Below are 18638 nucleotides of genomic sequence, written 5' to 3'. Positions count from 1 at the left end.
CGTTCCGCCGGGAGGCGGGCCCGCCACTCGGGCCCGGCAGCGGGCACCGGTCCCGGGAGGCGCGGGGTTGCACTCGGGCCACCCCACGCCTTCCTCCTCCTCGTGGGCCCCGGCGCGCCGGACGCTCACCCGGTGCGCGGTGGGACGGGTGGTCGGACAGGCCTCAGCACGACAGGACGGGCGACTCCGGCTTCGCGCCGGCCGCGCTCAGCCTGGCGAATCCCTTCAGACTGGGCGAGAACGCCAGGGTGGCCTGGACGGTGGCCCGCAGGGCGGTGGCCCGGTCGAAGCCGGTCGAGTCGTACGGGACGGCGCCGCGCTGCTCGGGAGCGGCGCCGCAGCGCAGCTGGCGCGGCTCCAGCCAGTTGAGGGCGCGGTAGCCGCCGCTGGAGCCGACGGTGAAGAGGGTGTGGGAGGCCCGGCCGGTGGTCGCGGCGTTCGGCTCGGTGGCGCCGGGGGACACGAAACCGCCGTCCGGGCGCTGCTGGTTGACCAGCCAGCCCATGGCGCGCCCGGAGGAGCCGGCGGGGTTGCCGGCGTTGTAGCCCTGGATGCCGAGCGCGGTGGCGTCGGGGTCGCCGGTGCAGGTGGCCGGGCCGAAGGCGGTGGGGTAGCCGCCGGTCGGGCACTGGCCGGCGCTCAGGAAGCTGCGGGCTTTCGCCGGGGCGCCCGCCGCGGTGCGCGACAGGGCGATCAGGGCGAACGACTGGCCGGCGATGTCGCTGCGGTCGCCGGCCCGGGAGCGGTCGACGAAGCGGCCGTTGGGGGCCAGCAGGGAGAGGAGCCGGGCGACGAGGTCGACGCCGCCGAAGCTCGCCGGGTCCAGCCCGCGGACCTGGGCGAGCAGCAGCAGCTTCGCCGTGGGGCCCGCGTAGGCCTCGGTGGTGCCGTCGCCGAGGTAGTCGGCGAGGATGTCGGGGCGAGCCAGCCAGGCGGTGGCCCGGGCACCGGCGTCGTCCGCGGTGGCCGCGGCGGCGAAGGCGAGGACGGCGTCGACGGTGAGGTCCTGGTCCGGGCGGACGGTGCCGTCGACGACCTTCTCGAAGTGGTCGCCGTCCACCAGTTGCCGGGCCAGCCAGCCGGCCGAGGCCTCCCGCGATGTGACGGTCGCGACCGGCGCCGCCGAACCGCCGCCCGCCGCGGGGGCGGCGGTCGCGGGGGCGGTCGCGAGGGGCAGGACGGCGGCGGCCAGCGCCGGTAGCGCGAGCAGGCGGACGAGCCGGTGGCGCAGGGGCATGAGGGTGCCTTTCCGGGCCCGGGCACGGAAGGTCCGCCGGGCGAGGCACGGCCCCGGGGACCCCGGTCCCGCGACCACGCCGGGAGGAGGGGCGACACACTCCGTCGACGAGCCCCGGCCCCGCCGCCGACCGGGGGCCGACGGCCCCACCGCGGCGGACCGGCACCGGTTTCGGACCGGACTCCCCCGTCGACGGAATCGCTCTATGACGATCCATCATGTCCACGCGGCCGCAAGGGGGTCAAGACTCCTCCGGGTCCGGATGAGGCCGCCCCGAAGGGTCTCCTCCGCAGGCGACGCCGGTGCTACGCGACGGTTGCGGCGCGCCTGGGCGCCCGGCCTCGGCCGGAGGAGCCCTGGCCGTCGCGGCCGGAGGCGGCCCGGGTGTTGTCGGCGGTGCGGGCGGGACGTCCGCGGCGGCCCCGGCTCGCGGACGGACCGCGGCGCGGCCGCTCGACGACGGGGTTGGGGATCACGGTGGGAATGCCGGTGGGCACCCGGGCACCGGTGATCCGGACCAGGTCCTCGCCGCCGGCGCTGACCCTGGTGACGACGGGGGTGATGGCGGCCGCGGTCATCATGTGGGCCGTCCCGCGGCGCTGGCTGGGCAGCACCAGTGTGACGACGGTGCCGGACTCACCGGCCCGGGCGGTACGGCCGCCCCGGTGGAGGTAGTCCTTGTGATCGCCCGGCGGGTCCACGTTGACGACGAGGTCGAGCCCGTCGACGTGGATGCCGCGGGCGGCGACGTTGGTCGCGATCAGCGCGGTCACCTCACCGGTGCGGAACTGCTCCAGCGTGCGGGTGCGCTGCGGCTGGGACTTGCCGCCGTGCAGGGCCGCGGCCTTCACCCCGTTCGCGAGCAGGTCGTCCACCAGACGGTCCGCGCCGTGCTTGGTGTCGATGAACATGATCACCCTGCCGTCGCGGGACGCGATGTGGGCGATCGTGGCGTTCTTGTCGGAGTTCTGCACGTGCAGCACGTGGTGCTCCATGGTGCTGACCGCGCCTGCGGACGGGTCCACCGAGTGCGTGACCGGATCCTTGAGGAAGCGCCGCACCAGGCGGTCGACGTTGCGGTCCAGGGTGGCGGAGAACAGCATGGTCTGGCCGCCTTCGGCGACCTGGTCGAGGAGCTCGGTCACCTGGGGAAGGAAACCCATGTCGGCCATCTGGTCGGCCTCGTCGAGCACCGTGATGCCGACCCGGTCCAGCCGGCAGTCGCCGCGCTGGACCAGGTCCTTGAGCCGGCCCGGCGTGGCCACCACGATCTCCGCCCCGCGGTTCAGCATCCACGCCTGGCGGCTGATCGACGTGCCGCCCACCACGGAGACCATCCGCAGGTGCACGGCGCGGGCGTAGGGGGTGAGCGCCTCGGTGACCTGCTGCGCGAGCTCGCGGGTGGGAACCAGCACCACGGCCAGCGGGTGACGCGGCTCGGCCCGCTGCCCGGCGGTGCGCGCCAGCACGGCGAGGCCGAACGCGATGGTCTTGCCGGAGCCGGTCCGGCCCCGTCCGAGGAGGTCGCGGCCGGCCAGCGAGTTCGGCAGCGTCGCGGCCTGGATCGGGAACGGCGCGGTGACACCCTGCCGGGTCAGCACCGACAGCAGCGCCTTCGGCATGTCCAGTTCGTCGAAGGACGCGACGGCCGGCAGAGCCGGGGTGGTGCTCACCGGCATCGCGAACTCCCTCTGCGCGGAGGACCCCCGGGGGGCGCTCCGGCCGGAGGGGCGTCGGCCACCGGCGGGCCGGTCGCCGCGGGAGCGGCCGCCACCGGAGCGGGAGTCGGCGTCGTGGAACGAGGAGCGGCTGGAGCGGGCCATGCGGAGGACCTTCCTCGGGGCGGCACGTCACGAGGAAGGCCCCGAGGCGCGGGGCGCCGGACGGAGGCCGCAAGGAAACGGGCCGGAAGTGTGACGAGCGGGGCGTAGCCGGTGGAACCGTGCGGCACGTCACCTGCGGTCGGTGCTCACCGCGGAGGGCGGGAGCGGAGAACCTCGGACCGCGAGCTGGCACGGCGGGGCGCCGATCGGGGACGCGGCGCTGTGCGTCTCGCGTGGGAAATGGCCGCCGACGGCGGGGCCAGGAGCCTCAACGGTCGGGGGATGCGCCGTGGCGCGACGGCCGAGGGGCCCGCACCGGGCATGTGCGCGGTGCGGGCCCCTCGTTGCCGGGCGGGTGCCGTGGCGGAAGAACTACAGCGGGCGAATGTTCTCGGCCTGCGGGCCCTTCTGGCCCTGCGTGACGTCGAACTCGACCTTCTGGCCCTCAAGCAGCTCACGGAAGCCGTTGGCGTTGATGTTCGAGAAGTGGGCGAAGACGTCGGGGCCGCCACCCTCCTGCTCGATGAAGCCGAAGCCCTTCTCCGAGTTGAACCACTTCACAGTGCCATTAGCCATCAAAAATCTCCTTCAAGGGACTGTCCGAAACACGCACAGCGCGGGCTTCGAGTCACCGCATGGAGCGCCCACCGGGGAAGAGCCGGGGAACAAAAAATGCGCCTGCAACACATCAGCAGGCGCACACAAAGTTCATGGGAACCACTACTGCAACTGAACCGACTGTAGCAGGCCGCCACCGGCTGCGGCGGGACGCCTCGCTCCCGGTTCCGCGCCCGCCGCCCCGTCGAGCGGCTGATCCGAGCCGAGAGGACCGCCAACACGCCTGGAGCGCACGCCCCTTGAGCACCCGGCCGCCCCGCCGTCCGGGCCGAGGACTCCCCGGGAATCGCGGGCACGGCGCGCCCGCCCACCGCCGACGGCCGCGAGGACGAACCGGGCGATGTGTGCGGTATTCCGGCCAGGCCCGGACTCCTGCGCGCCGGAAAGTCCCACGCCCGCACTTCCAGGCGCATACTGGCCGGAATGACGAATTTTGCAGCAGGTCGCCGCCCACTGCCCACCAGCCCCTTCAAACCCCGCGTGAAGGCGCCGCCCAAGCACTTCACCGTCGGTGACCGGGTCACCCATGACGCGTACGGCCTCGGTCGAGTCGTCGACGTCGAAGGTGACGGCGACACCGCGGTGCTCGTCGACTTCGGATCACGGCAGGAACGCATCACCCACCCGTACACCGCGATGTTCAAACTCTGAGCCCTACCGGTCAACCGCCACAGCCACCGGTGTCCTCGCCGTACCGCGAGGACGCCGGCCACCGCCACCCGCGGGCTGCGGCCGGCCGTCGGAGCGGAGGGCGTTCACGCCCGGCCGCCGGGTCGTCGATCGCGCTCCCGGGCCGAGCGAGGAGGCCCGACCCGTCGGGCCCGCCGACGAGGCACCCGCCCGCCATCGCCGGGCTCGCCCCCGACCGCACCGCCACCACCTGAACAAGGCCCCGCCCCAGGCCGACACGTCCCCGCCGCCATCACGCACCGGCTCGCCACAGCCGTGACGCCACCCGGCCCGAAGGCGCGGACCGGTATCCCCGGACACCTGCGGGACTCGGCCGTAGGCGATGCATATCGGCCAACCTTGCTGCGCACAGTAACCGGCCGCGCACGCTACGGATACGCTGTGTCAGTCCCGTGCTGAACCTGTGCGCGCCGGGACAGGTGTTCCGACGCTGCTCGCGCACAGGGCCATCGCGCCCGTCGCCGGGCCGTCGGCGCGGACCGCCGCGGCCCGTTCCGGAGGACGGATCGGGCGACAGGGGAGCCGGAACCGGACGGCACACGATCAGGACGGGAGGCCGATCGGCTGATGACACTGAGCATCGACGACCTGCGGCAGCGGCTGACGGAGAGCTCGGGCGGCACCTTCACGATCACCGGCGCGGAGCTCGGCGCCGCCGGGCTGATCTCGCGCCACCTCGGCGACGCGCTGACGGTCGACAAGGCGACCACCAGCGCCGAGAACCTCACGGTCACGGGCACCTCCTCGCTGTCGGACCCGACCGGCCTGCCGGTCTCGGTGACCTTCACGGCCGACGCCGACGGCAAGCAACTCGCGGACTTCGACATCACGTTCACCCTCACCGGGTGGACCTTCAGGACGGTCTCGGCGGCCGAGGACTTCAGCCACCTGCCCGCCTTCGGCTTCGCCCGGCCCCGGTTCGCCCTGCGCGGCGGCGACGTCGGCGCGGTCCTGGGCTGCACGCTCGACGACACCGCCTACCGACTGCCGATCGACACCGACGGCCCACTGGTCGTGGACGGCGACGGCAGCGGCGACCTGCACGGCGTCACGCAGTCCTTCGGCTGCGCGCTGGCCGGAGACCTGGACATCAGCCTCACCGACGTCTGGGCCCGCTACGACCCGGACCGGAAGACCCTGGTGCTGTCCGGGGGCGTCGCCCTGACCGACGGGAGCCCGCCCGCCACCGTGGCCTGGGCACTGCTGGTCCAGGACCGGGGCAGCGGAGTCCGGCGCTACGTCGGCGTGGTCCAGGTCGCCCTCGGGCTGGAGCTGTCCTCGGTGCCGGTCCTCTCGGCGCTGGTGCCACCGGCCGACGACCTGGTGATGCAGCACGTGGCCCTGCTGTTCAGCCCCGACCAGCTCGACACGTCCGACGTGAAGGACCTCAACGCGGTCCTCGCGGGGGTCAGGAGCGACTTCCCCGCGGGGAACGCGCCGACCGTTCCGGACGGCCCGCTGGACAGCGGAGTGACGGCGTCCCTGGCCTACGACCTGGGCGGCAAGCCCCGGGACGCCGTGACGGTCCGGCTGGGCGGGGCCTCGCAGGCCTGGGACGTCCCGCAGCAGGGCGCGGGGCCGAGCGGCGCGGCCGACAAGCCGGCGAAGGCGGAGTCCAGCGGCCGGTTCCGGCTGGCGAGGATCAACCTCGGCTACGCCAAGGGCGCGATCCAGGTCTCCGCCGACTTCAGCGTCACCGTCAACGCGCTGACGTTCGAGGCCGGCGGCTTCGGGGTCAGCGTGCCACCGGCCGGCCCCGCCGGCACGACCGTGGTGCTCGGCGGCCTGGGCATCGGCACGAAGACGGACCCCCTCGCACTGTCCGGCGCGCTGCGCTCGAACCCGAGCCCGGACTGGCCGGTGCGGTTCGACGGCGACGGCATGCTGACGGCGCCCGTGATCAGCGTCGGGATCGCCGGCTCCTACGCCCGCAAGGCGGACGGCACGCTCTCGCTCTTCCTCTTCGGCCAGCTCGGCACGGGCAGCAAACCGGAATCGGGCTTCGGCCCGCCGCCCTTCCGGGTCAAGGACATCTCCCTGGGCTTCGGCTACCACAGCGAGGTCCGCGTCCCGGCACTGACCGAGGTGGACGGCTTCCCCCTGCTGAACCTGACCGGGGGCGACGACTCGACCCCGATGAAGGTGCTGGACAGGCTCACCGGTGGAACCAAGCCCTGGGTCGCGCCCAAGGACGGCGAGATCTGGGTGGCGGCGGGCCTGCACTGGACGTCCTTCGAGTTCATCGACTTCCGTTCCATGGCGCTGGTCGAGTTCGGCGAGTCCCTGGTGATCGCCCTGCTGGGGCTGGGGGAGTTCGACTTCCCCACGCTGACGGCGAAGGAGAAGGAGGAGGGGAAGGACCCGAAGCTCGCGCGGATCGAGATCGCGGCCGAGGCGCTGTACAAGCAGAGCGAGGGGCTGCTCTCGCTGACGGCCCAACTGACCAACAACTCGTACATCCTCGACAAGGACTGCAAGCCCACCGGCGGCCTCGCGCTCTGCGTCTGGGTGGACCCGAGCCCGTACGCCGGGGACTTCGTGGTGACCGTCGGCGGCTACCACCCGGCGTTCGCCAAGCCTGGCCACTACCCCGCCGTGCCCCGGCTCGGGATCAGGTGGTCGATCAGCAACACGCTCACGCTGACGGCCGAGGCCTACGCGGCCGTCACCCCGCATGCGGTGATGGTGGGCGGCGCGCTGGCGCTGGTCTTCGACACCGGCGTGCTGCGCGCCTGGTTCACCGCGCACCTGGACGCGCTGGTCCAGTGGTCGCCGTTCTTCTTCGACCTCGCCATGGGCGTCAGCATCGGGGTGCGGTTCTCCCTCAAGATCTGGTTCGTCCACATCACGATCAGCCTGGAGCTCGGGGTGGACGTGGAACTGTGGGGGCCGCCGATCGGCGGTAGCGCCACCGTCCACCTGTGGTTCATCAGCTTCCGGATCGGTTTCGGCAAGAGCCGTCCGGACGGGCTGCCGGCCGTCCCCTGGACCGATTTCCAGCAGCAGCTGCCGCCCAGGAAGCAGAGCGTGCAGGCCCATCCGGTGAACGGACTGTCCTGGCAGCCGGCCGACCCCGCCTCCATCGCCCGGACGGGTGACGACGGACCGGAGACCGGGCCCTGGTACACCTCCACCCACGGGTTCAGCTTCGTCACCTCCTCGGCGGTGCCCGCCAGCCGGGTGCTCTTCGGCGGTACCGCCGTGACGCCGGACGAGGACCCGCTGCACATCCGCCCGATGCGGCAGGGCGGCCTGACGTCCGCCCACACGGTCACCATCACCCGGGACGGCACGGAGATCGACCACTCCGGCTGGACCGTCGAACCGGTGCGCTCCAACGTCCCGGAGTCACTGTGGGGCCCGGGCGAGACCTCCCTGAACGGCACCGGCCTGCTGAGCGGCCGGCTGACGGGCCTGTCGGTCACCGTCCCGGCCCCGGCCTTCGCCGGGCAGCTGCTGGTCGCGCCGGGTGTCCTGGACCTGGACCCGCTGGTGCCCCCGGGCGCGCTCCCGCTCGACCCGGGTGCGGCGCCGGTCGGCCCGGTGCCGGAGAGCGGCACGTCGGCCGTGGCGGCCATCACCGCGTCCGGGACCGGCATCGCCGCTTCGTTGACCGCCGCGAGGCGCGAGGCGCTGCGCGCGCAGCTGGGCTCGCTCGGGTACGTGCTCGACGCCACCGACCCGCTGACCGGCTACGCCGACCTGGCCCGCACCGACCTGGCCGCCGAACCGCTCCTCGTCCCGACCGGAAAGTGAGTGGCCGATGATCCGTCACGATCCTGACACCGCAAGCGGTCTGGAGTTCCACGACTGCCTGGTCCCGGCCCTGGAGGCCGGCACCTACCAGGTCGCCGTCGGCCACACCATCGAGGGTCTGGACACCGGCGACTACTTCGACACGCCGGTGCGCACCCTTGAGGTGCAGGCCGCGCGGTTCGCGCTGCCCGTCGGCGCGGTGCACGGGGTGTACCCCGTCGACGGCGCCACCGGAACCTTCGACCAGCTGCTGCCGCACATCACCCTGGACACCCCGCCGCTGCCCTGGGAGCGCACCCTCACCGGTGCGGCACCCGCCCCGGGGCGGGGGGCCGTACCGTGGCTGGCGGTGCTGCTCTTCGCCGAGGGCGAGCTGCCGGACGACCCATCCGCCCTGGGACACACGACGGCGATGTCCGTCGCCGACCTGCTGGCGACCCCGGCCGACGAGGCCGTCGCCCCCGCGCTGACCGACGTCACGCCACAGGACCTGGCCGCCGCGTGCCGGACGATCGACGTGCCCGCCCAGCGGTTCGCCGATGTCGCGCCGCGGTCCGCGGAGCTGGGCCGGCTGGTCCACCTGCGGCGCGGCGAGGACGAGCCCAGCGGGGTGCGCTCGCGCGGCGACCGCACCCGGGCCCGCTCGCTGCGCGGCGTCCTGCGCTCCGCCCCGCCCCGCTGGTGGCACACGCTGCGCGACGACGCCTCCTACGAGGGGCTGCACGCCGTCGTCGTCGGCAACCGCTTCCCCGACCCCGCCGGCGGCCAGTACGTGGCCCACCTGGTCTCGTTGGAAGGCTTCGCCGCGTACCTCGACGGCAGCACGGTGGCGAGCGCGCCGCTGCGCCTGGTCTCACTGCGGGCCTGGAGGTTCCGGTCCCTGCCGGACTCCGGGGCGCACTTCGGCACGCTCGTCGAGAACCTGGCCGCGCCCGGCCGCGACGACCCCGACGGCGCCGCCGCGCTGGGCCTGCGACTGCCGCCGAACGGCGCCACCGGCGAGGCCGGCGACCGGCTGGCCCAGGGCTACACGCCGCTGGCCCACCAGCTCGACTCCGGCGAGCAGAGCTACGCCTGGTACCGGGGCCCGCTCACCCCGCTGCCCGCCCAGGCGCTCCCGCCGACCGTGGAGCACAGCGCGAACGCGGACGCGCGGCTGATCTACCTGGAGGAGCACGGCCTCTTCGACGTCAGCTACGCCGCGGCCTGGAACCTCGGCCGTTCCCTGGCGCTGGCCGACCCCCGGTTCCCGTCCACGCTGATGGCCTGGCGCACCGCGGCCCGAGCCGGTGCGGGCCGGCTGCTCGCCGCGCGCGGCCGGGCCGGCCGGGGCAGCCTCGTCGGAACCGGCGCCGCGACCGGCCGGCTGAGCGCGAGCGCGGCGATCGGCGCCCGCCCGGCCCGGCAGGCCTTCGAGGCGAGCGTCCTGGGCGGGCTGTCCGGCACCCTCACCACCGCACTGGCACGCCCGTTGGACCGGGCCGCCGCCGACCGCCGGCCGGCCGAAGCGCGGCCGACCCCGCCACCGCAGGCCGCCGCGCCGTGGCTGCGCGCCCAGTTGGTGCAGCCCGAGGCCCGCGAAGCCCTGCGCGCGGCCACCGCCGACGCGGCGGTCCCGGTGCTGGACTGGCTGGACCGCCTGGCCCTGCTCCACCCGGTGCCGCTGGAGCAGCTGGTGCCGCGTCAGGAGCTGCTGCCCAACGAGAGCCTGCGCTTCTGCTACGTCGACCGCGCCTGGCAGCAGGCCCTGGTCGACGGGGCGTTGAGCATCGGCGTCGCCGGGAGCCTGGACAGCGACCTCACCACCCTGCTGCACGAGGTCTTCACCGACCTGCCCGACCGCATCTCGGGCTTCCTGGTCCGCTCCTCCCTGGTGCCCGGCTGGCCGGCGCTGCGGATGCACCTGTACGGCGGGGAGGACGAACTGACGGTGCTGCGCGCCGACGTCCTGGGCGAGGACGTGCTGCTGGTGCTGGCCGACGGCATCGTGGACCGGCTCGTGGTGGCGGAGCCGCCGCAGGGGCTGCACTTCGGCATCCAGGACGGCGACGTCCTGCACCTGCGCGACCTCAAGGACGACATCGGCGCCACCCTTCCGGGAGTCCGGCTGACCGACGTCAGCGGCACCTACCTGCGCCCGCGCTCGCGGGTGCTGGACGTCACCGGGATCGGCGAGGCGATCACCACCGCCCTCGGCGGCCACGCCCAGGACGGCGGGCTGAGCTCGGCCGGCTGGGCGGTCCAGATGGTCAAGGCGGCCCAGCAGATGACCTTCCGGCGAACCTGACGAAGCCGGCGATCCCGACGAAAGCGAGCACCATGCCGAACAGCGACACCGGGCCGCTGATCGTCCCGGTCCAGGTCGACGCCCTGGCGGTCAACGACGAGGTCCGCTCCAGCGTCCCGTTCCTGCGCTGGCAGGCCAACTTCAACCTGCTGGCGCAGAACCTCCCGCCCGAGGGCGGGCCCTTCGACAACAACCAGGCCGCGCACTGGGACACCGACGCCACGGCGGGCGGCGTCTACCTGCAGTGGCAGCTGCCCCAGGCCCTGCGCAGCGGCGAGCACGACCCCGGGACCGGCGGGACCGCCTTCCCGCTGGTGCCCAACCGCTGGCTGGTCGTCCGCTACAGCGGCCCGGCCGCCGACCGCGCCGCCACCGGCTGGGTGGTCGAGAGCGACTGGATCCCGCCGGACGGCGCCGGGACCGGCACCACCCCCTACCTGAGGCCGGGCACCACCAGCAGCGTCCACATCGGCCGGCGCCTGGCCGCGGGCGACTGGCCGGGCGAGAGCGGCGGGACGGACCCGTACGTCACCGCCGCAGGTCCCGGCCTGCTCACCTTCTCCACCTTCCAGCCGTTCAACGAGGACGTGCTCTCCCTGCACGACGACCTCGCGGGCGTCGCGGACCAGGACACCCTCAGCTACCTGGTGGCCGGCTGGTACTCCGCCCCCGGTGCCGACCCCCTGGACCAGGCGACCAGCCTGGCCCGGCTCGGCTGGCAGCTGGCCGCCGACCCCGACACCGACACCCCGCCCAGCGACCGGTCCCTCTACACCGGCCAGGTGCTGGGCCTGAGGTGGGACAGGACGGGCGGCGTCCCCGCCTCGGACCGGCCGCAGGGCGTGGACGTGGACGTGGCCGTCGGCAACAGCTCCATCGACGCGCTCACCGCCCTGCTGGTCGCCAAGGGCACCGACGCCGGCGACGCCGCCCGGTTGGAGGCACTGGCCCACGGCCTGCTCGACGCGCTGGACGACTCGGGCACCGAAGCCGTGGACCAGTCCATCCACCGCGCCTGGTTCGGCGCCACGCAGGGTGGTGACGTCTGGGACCTGGTCGAGAGCGGGACCGGGGGTGGCGTCGACGGCACCGGCAGCGCCCTTGCCGAACTCCGCGCCCGGCTCAACGCCGACCAGGCCGACCACGACGCGGCGGTCCGCGACCTGGCCGACGCCCAGTGGAAGTTGTACGGCGCCTGGTGGCTCAACAACGCGGACCAGGTCCCCGACGCCTACGCCGACGCGCTCCCCGCGGCCCTGAAGCCCACCGTGGACGGCAGCCTCGCCGCCCGGGTCACGGCACTGGCCGCCGACATCGCCGCCCGCCGCGACCCCGGCTCGGGGCATGCGCACCCGATCCCCTGGGGCGCCACCGACGAGGACCTGGCCGCCGCCGCCCGGGCCTATCTGACCGCGCACGGCGCCGATCCCGCGACCTGCACGCTCAAGCGCTCCCCCCTCGGCGAGTTCCACCACGCCCAGGACCCGGTGGTCCTGCTGAACGGGATCGGGACACCGGCCCCTGCCGACCTCGGCGCCGCGCTCCCCTGCCGCATGCCGCACCAGCTGCTCACCGGCATCGACCTGGGCAGCGGCATCACCCCCGCCCCGGCCACCGCGCCCGGACCGCCGCTGACCCGGCTGTCCGAGGCCGCCACCGTCGGCACCCTGCTCGGCGAGTTCTGGCTGCTCGACCAGGCCCAGGCCGCCCGTACCCTGGACGACGCCGTCGCCGACCCGGCCGGAAGGGTCACCGGCACCCTCCCCGCCCTGGGCACCAGCAGCTGGCGGCAGCCGTGGAAGCCGCTCTACCTGCTCTACGAACTGTTCTACTACCCCATCCCGCACGACGCCGAGGGCAGCGACTGCTGGGAGTTCGACGGCACCCGCTACCACTGGAAGCGGACCGGACCGGCCGACCCGCCGGTCCACCGTTCCTACACCGGGCGGATCTACCTCACCCCGCACGCCACCTTCAACCTCGCCGCCCGGATCGGGCAGTACCGCGCAACCCACCCCGACGCGCCCCAGGACGAACTCCAGCAGCTGGCCGACCAGGTCGCCGGCTGGGACCTGCTCAGCCAGTCCCTCGACGGACTCACCTCGCGCATCACCCTGCGCGACCCGGACCTGAGCGCCCACCCCGACGACACCAAGGGCCTCGCCGCCCTCATCGGCCCCCAGTGCCAGACCACGCCCGTCCCCGGCGGGCTGCCCTCCCGCGGCGGCACCTGGCCCGCCTCCCGGTTCCCGCACCTTCGGGCCGGCCAGTTCTACTTCGACCGCATCGCGGTCGTCGACCAGTTCGGCCAGGTCACCGATCCGATCAATCCGCAGGGCAGCGGCAGCTCCACCGACAACGACAAGAAGCCGCTGGTGCTGGCCGACAGCGTCCGACCCGACGAGGGCGCGACGATCCTGCCGGAGTTCCCGTACCGGTGGGCCGAGCTGCGCCCCCGCCTGCTCCAGGGTGCCCGGCTGCGCTTCGACGCCGTCTCCGCCACCGACGACAGCCAGGTGCTCGACCTGCACGCGGGCGTCAACCCCGTCTGCGGCTGGCTGCTGCCCAACCACCTCGACGCCGCCCTGGCCGCCTTCGACCCCGCCGGCGGCGCGCTCGGCCAGTGCCGGACCGTCCGCACCGACGGAGACCGGCAGGAGGTCGTCTGGGACCCGGCACCGGGCTCGGCCTACCCCACCCTGGAGAGCCTCTCCCCCGGGCTCCCGCACCTGGCCGGCTTCCTGACCGGCCTGCGGGAGGCCGGGCCCGAGGCCCTCGCCGCCGCCCTGACCGCCATCGACGAGACCCTCTGCACCGTCAACCCGCTCGGCGGCTGGGACGACACCACCATGACGGTGCTCGCGGGGCGGCCGCTCGCCCTGCTGCGCACCCGCCTCGCCCTCGAACTCGACGGGCCGGTGGCCATGGACCCGAGCTGGGAGCAGTGGCAGTACGTGCTGGACCCGAGCAGCACGGCGCCCCGGCCGGCCTCGCTGGACTTCGGGTGGAGTGTTCGGCTCGGTGCCCTGGAGAACCTCGCAGACGGCCTGATCGGCTACGCGAGCGGCGACGACTACACCACGCTGCGCACCGTCCACCTGCCGGACTCCGCCCCGTCGTACCTGGCCGCCATCGGCACCGGGTTCCCGCTCACCACGGCCGGCACCCCGCAGTACCTGACCCTGCTCGCCGACCCGCGGGCCACCGTCCACGCGGTCAGCGACATCCTGCCGGTCTCCGTCTTCGACGTCCCCGCCGAGTTCGTCACCCCCGCGCTGGCCCGGATGGAGGTCTCCTTCCGCCTCGGCCCGCTCCTGACCGGCCCCCGGGCCGTCACCGGCGCCGACGGCCGGCCCGCCACCGGCTGGGTGCTGCCCCGTCCCTCCGTCCGCCACGGCGACTGGAGCTGGGCCGAACCCACCACCACCGGCTGGCAGGACATCCCCCTGGCACCGGCCGGCACCCCGGGCCACGTCCCGGCCACTCCCCTCAGCGCCCGCACCGGCCGCCTGCGCCTGCGCGGCGCGGTCACCGACAACCGGTAGCAGCAGCGCGACCCGGTGGCGGCCCGCACGGTGCGGGCCGCCACCGGCCCGACACCCCGAACCCCCAAGGAGCATGACCAGTGTTCATCCGCGCCGCGGCCCCGGCCGGCACGTCCCTGATCTACCTCGTCACCACCACCCCCTCACCCCTGGAGATCACCCCGGCCGACACCACGCCCACCCCCGCCAAGATCTCCATCACCGCCGCCAACCCGGGCGCCGACCCGGTCCGCGTCACCTCCATCAAGTTCACGCTCGTCGGCGGCGCGGGCGCCGGTGCCCTCACCGAACACCTCGACCGGATCGACACCACCGTGAGCCCCGCCGCCGACTGGACCTTCACCAACGGCAACGACGGCACCTTCACCGCGACCCCCACCAGCGACAGCGGCTACGTCGACGTCACCGACAAGGGCCTGCTCCTCGAGCTCACCGGCATCGCCGTCAACGGCGAACTCGGCGTCACCACCCTCGACGTCCTGGAGCGGACCCGGGACGAGGACGGCGACACCGTGAAGGGCACCGCCGAGTTCGACCTCGGCAAGTGCCTGCCCGGCTTCCGGTTCAGCGACCTGCTCCCCACGTTCCTCGACGACGGCCGGACCACCCTGGCCAACGGCGACACGGTCACCCTGACCTGGACCGCCTCCCACGGCGCCACCTACACCATGCTCCACGAGAACACGTCCTACGACGTCACCAACGTCCGCACCTGGACCACCCCGGCCCCCCTCCACCGCGACGCCACCTTCCACCTGCGCGCCGGCCTCACCACCGACGGCCACACGGTGACCCACTACCTGCACACCAGCGTGACGGTCGACAAGCCCGACCTGGCACTCGGCACCGTGACGGTCGACGGGCTGCTGACGGCGAACGGGGACATCGACGCCGTCGGCAGCGACGCGATCGTCCGGATTCGCGAACTGCGAGGCCCGTCGGGCGTGGAGCTGCAGATCAACAGCCACACCCACATCCTCACCGACAACAACGGCCTCACCGTCACCGGCCCCGTCGACATCGCCGGCAACCTCACCGCTTCCGGCAGCGGCGCTTTCGGCAGCGACCTCAGCACCACCGGCGGCCTCGCCGTCGATGACGCCGCCACCCTCAACGGCGGGCTTCAGGTGACCGGGGACTTCACGGCCAAGCAGGGGGACAACATCTGTCTGACCACCGTGAACCGCACCAGCGACGTGCTCTTTCCGGACGGATTCAGTGCCAAGGGGATCTGCGGCTTCTACGCCGACGTCCATGTCGATGACGCCGCCCTCACCGTCGGCGGTGAGAACGTGATCTGCAACAACGACAGCATCGGCCTGCAGAACTTCCACTATTCCGGCTGGCTCTACGCGAGCAGCCTGATCACGGACAACCGGCGCGAGACATCCGTCTGGGTCCCGGGAAACCGGGTGAACTCGGACAGCTGGAAAGTCGTTCAGGTCCCCACCGGCGGCTGAACGTCGAACAGCCACCTGTGACGGAGCTGTCCGGCACCGTGTCGCGGCCATGCGTCGGCCCGACGCCTGAACGCGCGTCACGGTCGCGAAGGCGGACACCGAGACCGTCGACCCGTCAGCAGATGGCATCACGTGAGCTCGACGGCCGCACCGGCGATCCGCCGGCCGAGCCGGTGCGGGTGCGGGCGCGGGTGCGGCCGTGCCGGTCGGGGAGCCGGGTCAGCCGCTCGTGGCGCGGGCGTGCCGCAGGACCAGGAGCGCGGCCGCGCCGGCCGCGACGGCCAGGGCGAGCAGCGCAGCGCCGGTCGGCACGTCGGGAGCGGTGACCGGCTGGGCGCGGCGCGCCTGCCAGGTCAGGACGAGCACCAGGCCCAGATAGGTCAGCGCGGCGATCCACATCAGCGCGGCCCGGTGTCTGGGAGCCACCCGGCGCGGCCGGCGGGCGAGGAGAAGGCCGATCAGCGGCAGTACCTGGAGGGCGTGCAGGCCGACGAAGTGCGGAATCCGCAGATCGCCGCCGAGCGTGCTCCAGTCCGTGACCGGCAGTCCCGGGCCGCCGTCGGCGAGCCCGACGGTGTGCGCGCCGATGATGGGCATGCCACGGCCCCGGGCAGCGGCCTCGCGCTGCGAGGCGGTGGGCAGGGTCATCAGGAACGCGACGGCCATGCCCAGAGCGCAGACACCCGCGCCCAGGCGCAGCCCCCACGCGAACGCGGGCGGTTCCACCCGCTGGACCAGCAGCAGGCCGACGGTCACCAGGGTCATCACCCACGTGGCCACGATGAACACGGCCATCGTCAGCCACACCCCCGTCGCGGTCGCGGTGGTGAAGTTGAAGTGGCTGGTGGTCCCGGCCGCGGCCGCGCCGGCGATCAGGGCCATCTCCACGCTCAGCGCCACGGCGGTCACCAGGGAGACCGCCCGCACGAGGCGTTCGTGGCCGCGCACGAAGGTCAGCAGCCACATCAGGGTGAGGGAGTAGAGGCAGATCGACAGCGCGAACCGGGCCGGTTTCGCCCAGGCCGGCTGCCCGGTGATCGACTGCCGGCCCACGACCAGGCCCACCAGGGCGGCGGCCAGCACCGCGACCATCACGGCACAGGTGACGGCCAGCGGCCGGTTCACCGCCCACATCCGCCGCACCAGGTCCCCGGCCTCGCGCACCCGTGTCATACCGGTTCCTTTCGTACGGCCTCTCCGGCGCACCGCTCGGAAACCACCCTGTCCCGCGCCCGGCGGCCGGGCACGCCGACGGGCCGCACCGGACGGCCCCGTTCACCCCGTCCGCTCCCGCCGCGGGGGCGGACGGGGCCGGGCCGTCGGCTGCCGAGGGCGGGGCTACGAGCGGGTGGTCGGCCGCGCCCAGTCCTCCAGCTCGTCGAACGCCGCGACGAAGGACGGCAGCATCGGCTTGCACTCCTTGTCGATCCTCACCAGGCCGTCGGGTGGGTACCGCCGGGGACGTGGACGTAGCGGTGCAGGGGCGCCTTCCCGGCGGCGGTGACCATCCGGTCGTACACGTCACCGAAGGTCGCCGGCGGGGTCAGCGCGTCGAGCGTGCCCTGGATGCTGATCAGCGGGCGGTTGATGTTCCCGGTCACCGAGATCCGCTCGACCGCCCGGTGCACCGACTCCGGGCGCGAGGCGTCATGATGCTGACGACGTTCGACGACGACGCGTACGTCACCCAGGCGCTGCGGGCCGGAGCGGTGGGCCACCTGCTCAAGAACCTGCCCGCCGCCGAGCTGGCGCGCGCCGTACGACTCGCCCACGCGGGGGTGGCCCGGTTCGACCAGTCGTCAGCCCTCCGGCTGCTCGGCGTCGATCTCGGCGATCAGGTTCTCGACGAGGGTCTTGATCTCGTCGCGGATCGGGCGCACCGCTTCCACCCCCTGGCCGGCCGGGTCCTCCAGCTTCCAGTCGAGGTACTTCTTGCCGGGGAAGTACGGGCAGGCGTCGCCGCAGCCCATGGTGATCACGTAGTCGGATGCCTGGACGGCCTCGGTGGTGAGGACCTTCGGCGTCCGGTCCGAGATGTCGATGCCCAGTTCGGCCATGGCGGCGACGGCGGCCGGGTTGACCCGGTCACCCGGCACGGAGCCGGCGGAGCGGACCTCGACGCGGTCGCCCGCGAGGTGGCCGAGGAAGCCGGCGGCCATCTGGGAGCGGCCGGCGTTGTGGACGCAGACGAACAGCACGGAGGCTGCGGGGGAGGTGGTCATCTCACTCTTCCTCGGAGACGGGGTGCCGCACGACGCGACGGGGACGGTCCGCGCCTGCGGCACGGTCTTGCGGCCGTTGCGGTGCCCGCAGACCCTTCGCGCCGGTGGACCCGGTGGTCGGTTTCGAGCAGCCGCCGACCTCGACAAACGTATCACTGCACAGTGATGTCAGTCGACAGTGATGCAATCGGGCGGCACGACCAGCAGGGCGGCGGGGCGACGCACCGGGGCCTGCGAGCGGCGCTTCCGCGGCCGTGACCTGCATCGGCGCCATCGCCATAGGATTCGAGGCATGGACAGGATCACGCTGCCACTCGGAAAGCCCCTACCGACGACGACGCGGCGAACCCGCTGGGAGGAGGCGGGGCAGAGCGGGAGCTTCGGCAAGCGGTTCGCCGAGCTCATCTCCGCCGGCGAGGACGTCGACGGCGAGGCCCGACTCGCCGACACGCTCCTCCCGCGCGGCGCCCGGGTGCTCGACGCCGGCGCCGGCATGGGCCGGGTCACCGCGGCACTCCTGCGGCGGGGGCACGACGTGGTCGCGATCGAGCCCGACGAGAACCTGGTGCGCCAGGCCCGCGAAACCTACCCCGGGCTGCCGATCGAGGAACGCGACATCCTCGATCTCGGCCCCGACGACGGTCCGTTCGACCTGGTGGTCTGCGTGGGCAACGTGATCGTCTACCTGGCCGAGGGCACGGAGCGCAGGGCACTGGGCGCAATGCGCGACGTGCTCGGCGAGAACGGCCGGATCCTGGTCGGCTTCCACCTGCAGGACCCACCGCCGCACGCCCGGACCTACGCCGCGGCGGAGTTCGAGGCGGACCTGGCCGCCGCCGGACTGCGCGTCGACCTGCGGGCGGGCACCTACCAGCTGCACCCCGCGAACGACGCCTACGGCGTCTGGATCCTGAGCCGCGCCCAGGGCCGACCCGCCCTCCGGGACTGACACTCCGGCACCCGCGGGCCGCTCGGCCGGCGGGCGCCGCGACGGGGTTGG

The 18638-nt window shown here is 73.7% G+C and carries 12 protein-coding genes; 6 read left to right on the top strand and 6 right to left on the bottom strand.

Annotated features, from left to right (window positions below; translation table 11 throughout):
- Positions 1-163 precede the first annotated feature (163 nt).
- The 3 genes from ACFC0B_RS06985 to ACFC0B_RS06975 all read right to left on the bottom strand — a co-directional run bounded on the left by ACFC0B_RS06985 (position 164) and on the right by ACFC0B_RS06975 (position 3636).
- Positions 164-1237, bottom strand: coding sequence for a peptidase (locus tag ACFC0B_RS06985; RefSeq protein WP_376083324.1), 1074 nt, complete (start codon positions 1235-1237; stop codon positions 164-166).
- A gap of 305 nt (positions 1238-1542) precedes the next feature.
- The gene (locus tag ACFC0B_RS06980) at positions 1543-3060 is read right to left on the bottom strand and encodes a DEAD/DEAH box helicase (protein WP_376083321.1); all 1518 of its coding nucleotides are present in this window, start codon (positions 3058-3060) and stop codon (positions 1543-1545) included.
- Between the two features lie 372 nt (positions 3061-3432).
- The gene (locus tag ACFC0B_RS06975) at positions 3433-3636 is read right to left on the bottom strand and encodes a cold-shock protein (RefSeq protein ID WP_344640564.1); all 204 of its coding nucleotides are present in this window, start codon (positions 3634-3636) and stop codon (positions 3433-3435) included.
- A 465-nt stretch (positions 3637-4101) separates the two neighbouring features.
- On the opposite strand from ACFC0B_RS06975, the gene ACFC0B_RS06970 reads away from it, so the two are divergent.
- From ACFC0B_RS06970 to ACFC0B_RS06950, 5 genes are all read left to right on the top strand, one after another.
- Positions 4102-4329: a hypothetical protein gene (locus ACFC0B_RS06970; protein ID WP_376083318.1), complete on the top strand. Its 228-nt coding sequence runs from the start codon at positions 4102-4104 to the stop codon at positions 4327-4329.
- A gap of 606 nt (positions 4330-4935) precedes the next feature.
- The gene (locus tag ACFC0B_RS06965) at positions 4936-8124 is read left to right on the top strand and encodes a DUF6603 domain-containing protein (RefSeq protein ID WP_376083315.1); all 3189 of its coding nucleotides are present in this window, start codon (positions 4936-4938) and stop codon (positions 8122-8124) included.
- A 7-nt stretch (positions 8125-8131) separates the two neighbouring features.
- The gene (locus ACFC0B_RS06960) at positions 8132-10411 is read left to right on the top strand and encodes a hypothetical protein (protein WP_376083313.1); all 2280 of its coding nucleotides are present in this window, start codon (positions 8132-8134) and stop codon (positions 10409-10411) included.
- Between the two features lie 32 nt (positions 10412-10443).
- Entirely contained in the window at positions 10444-13956 is a 3513-nt protein-coding gene (locus tag ACFC0B_RS06955) for a hypothetical protein (protein WP_376083311.1), read from the top strand.
- An 80-nt stretch (positions 13957-14036) separates the two neighbouring features.
- On the top strand, positions 14037-15416 hold the full coding sequence (locus tag ACFC0B_RS06950; RefSeq protein ID WP_376083308.1) for a hypothetical protein: 1380 nt from the start codon (positions 14037-14039) through the stop codon (positions 15414-15416).
- A 219-nt stretch (positions 15417-15635) separates the two neighbouring features.
- Here the strand turns inward: ACFC0B_RS06950 and ACFC0B_RS06945 are convergent, their stop codons facing one another.
- From ACFC0B_RS06945 to ACFC0B_RS06935, 3 genes are all read right to left on the bottom strand, one after another.
- The gene (locus tag ACFC0B_RS06945; RefSeq protein WP_376083306.1) at positions 15636-16589 is read right to left on the bottom strand and encodes a hypothetical protein; all 954 of its coding nucleotides are present in this window, start codon (positions 16587-16589) and stop codon (positions 15636-15638) included.
- 257 nt (positions 16590-16846) lie between these two features.
- Positions 16847-17188 (bottom strand): hypothetical protein, encoded by a 342-nt coding sequence (locus tag ACFC0B_RS06940; RefSeq protein ID WP_376083305.1) that lies wholly within the window; start codon positions 17186-17188, stop codon positions 16847-16849.
- Positions 17189-17215: 27 nt separating this feature from the next.
- Positions 17216-17638 (bottom strand): arsenate reductase ArsC, encoded by a 423-nt coding sequence (locus ACFC0B_RS06935; RefSeq protein WP_376083302.1) that lies wholly within the window; start codon positions 17636-17638, stop codon positions 17216-17218.
- Between the two features lie 292 nt (positions 17639-17930).
- Between ACFC0B_RS06935 and ACFC0B_RS06930 the strand changes: the two genes are divergently transcribed.
- The gene (locus ACFC0B_RS06930) at positions 17931-18587 is read left to right on the top strand and encodes a class I SAM-dependent methyltransferase (protein ID WP_376083300.1); all 657 of its coding nucleotides are present in this window, start codon (positions 17931-17933) and stop codon (positions 18585-18587) included.
- Positions 18588-18638: the final 51 nt, after the last annotated feature.

The organism is Kitasatospora sp. NPDC056184 (assembly GCF_042268405.1).
Taxonomy (GTDB): domain Bacteria; phylum Actinomycetota; class Actinomycetes; order Streptomycetales; family Streptomycetaceae; genus Kitasatospora.
Note: the sequence above shows the minus strand (reverse complement) of the source record. Positions and strands in the feature narration are given on the sequence as shown.

Coding starts and splice junctions, on each gene's coding strand:
- ACFC0B_RS06980 (WP_376083321.1), bottom strand. CDS start 3,060: ATGGCCCGCTCCAGCCGCTCCTCGTTCCACGACGCCGACTCCCGCTCC.
- ACFC0B_RS06935 (WP_376083302.1), bottom strand. CDS start 17,638: ATGACCACCTCCCCCGCAGCCTCCGTGCTGTTCGTCTGCGTCCACAAC.
- ACFC0B_RS06930 (WP_376083300.1), top strand. CDS start 17,931: ATGGACAGGATCACGCTGCCACTCGGAAAGCCCCTACCGACGACGACG.
- ACFC0B_RS06960 (WP_376083313.1), top strand. CDS start 8,132: ATGATCCGTCACGATCCTGACACCGCAAGCGGTCTGGAGTTCCACGAC.
- ACFC0B_RS06975 (WP_344640564.1), bottom strand. CDS start 3,636: ATGGCTAATGGCACTGTGAAGTGGTTCAACTCGGAGAAGGGCTTCGGC.
- ACFC0B_RS06945 (WP_376083306.1), bottom strand. CDS start 16,589: ATGACACGGGTGCGCGAGGCCGGGGACCTGGTGCGGCGGATGTGGGCG.
- ACFC0B_RS06965 (WP_376083315.1), top strand. CDS start 4,936: ATGACACTGAGCATCGACGACCTGCGGCAGCGGCTGACGGAGAGCTCG.
- ACFC0B_RS06955 (WP_376083311.1), top strand. CDS start 10,444: ATGCCGAACAGCGACACCGGGCCGCTGATCGTCCCGGTCCAGGTCGAC.
- ACFC0B_RS06985 (WP_376083324.1), bottom strand. CDS start 1,237: ATGCCCCTGCGCCACCGGCTCGTCCGCCTGCTCGCGCTACCGGCGCTG.
- ACFC0B_RS06970 (WP_376083318.1), top strand. CDS start 4,102: ATGACGAATTTTGCAGCAGGTCGCCGCCCACTGCCCACCAGCCCCTTC.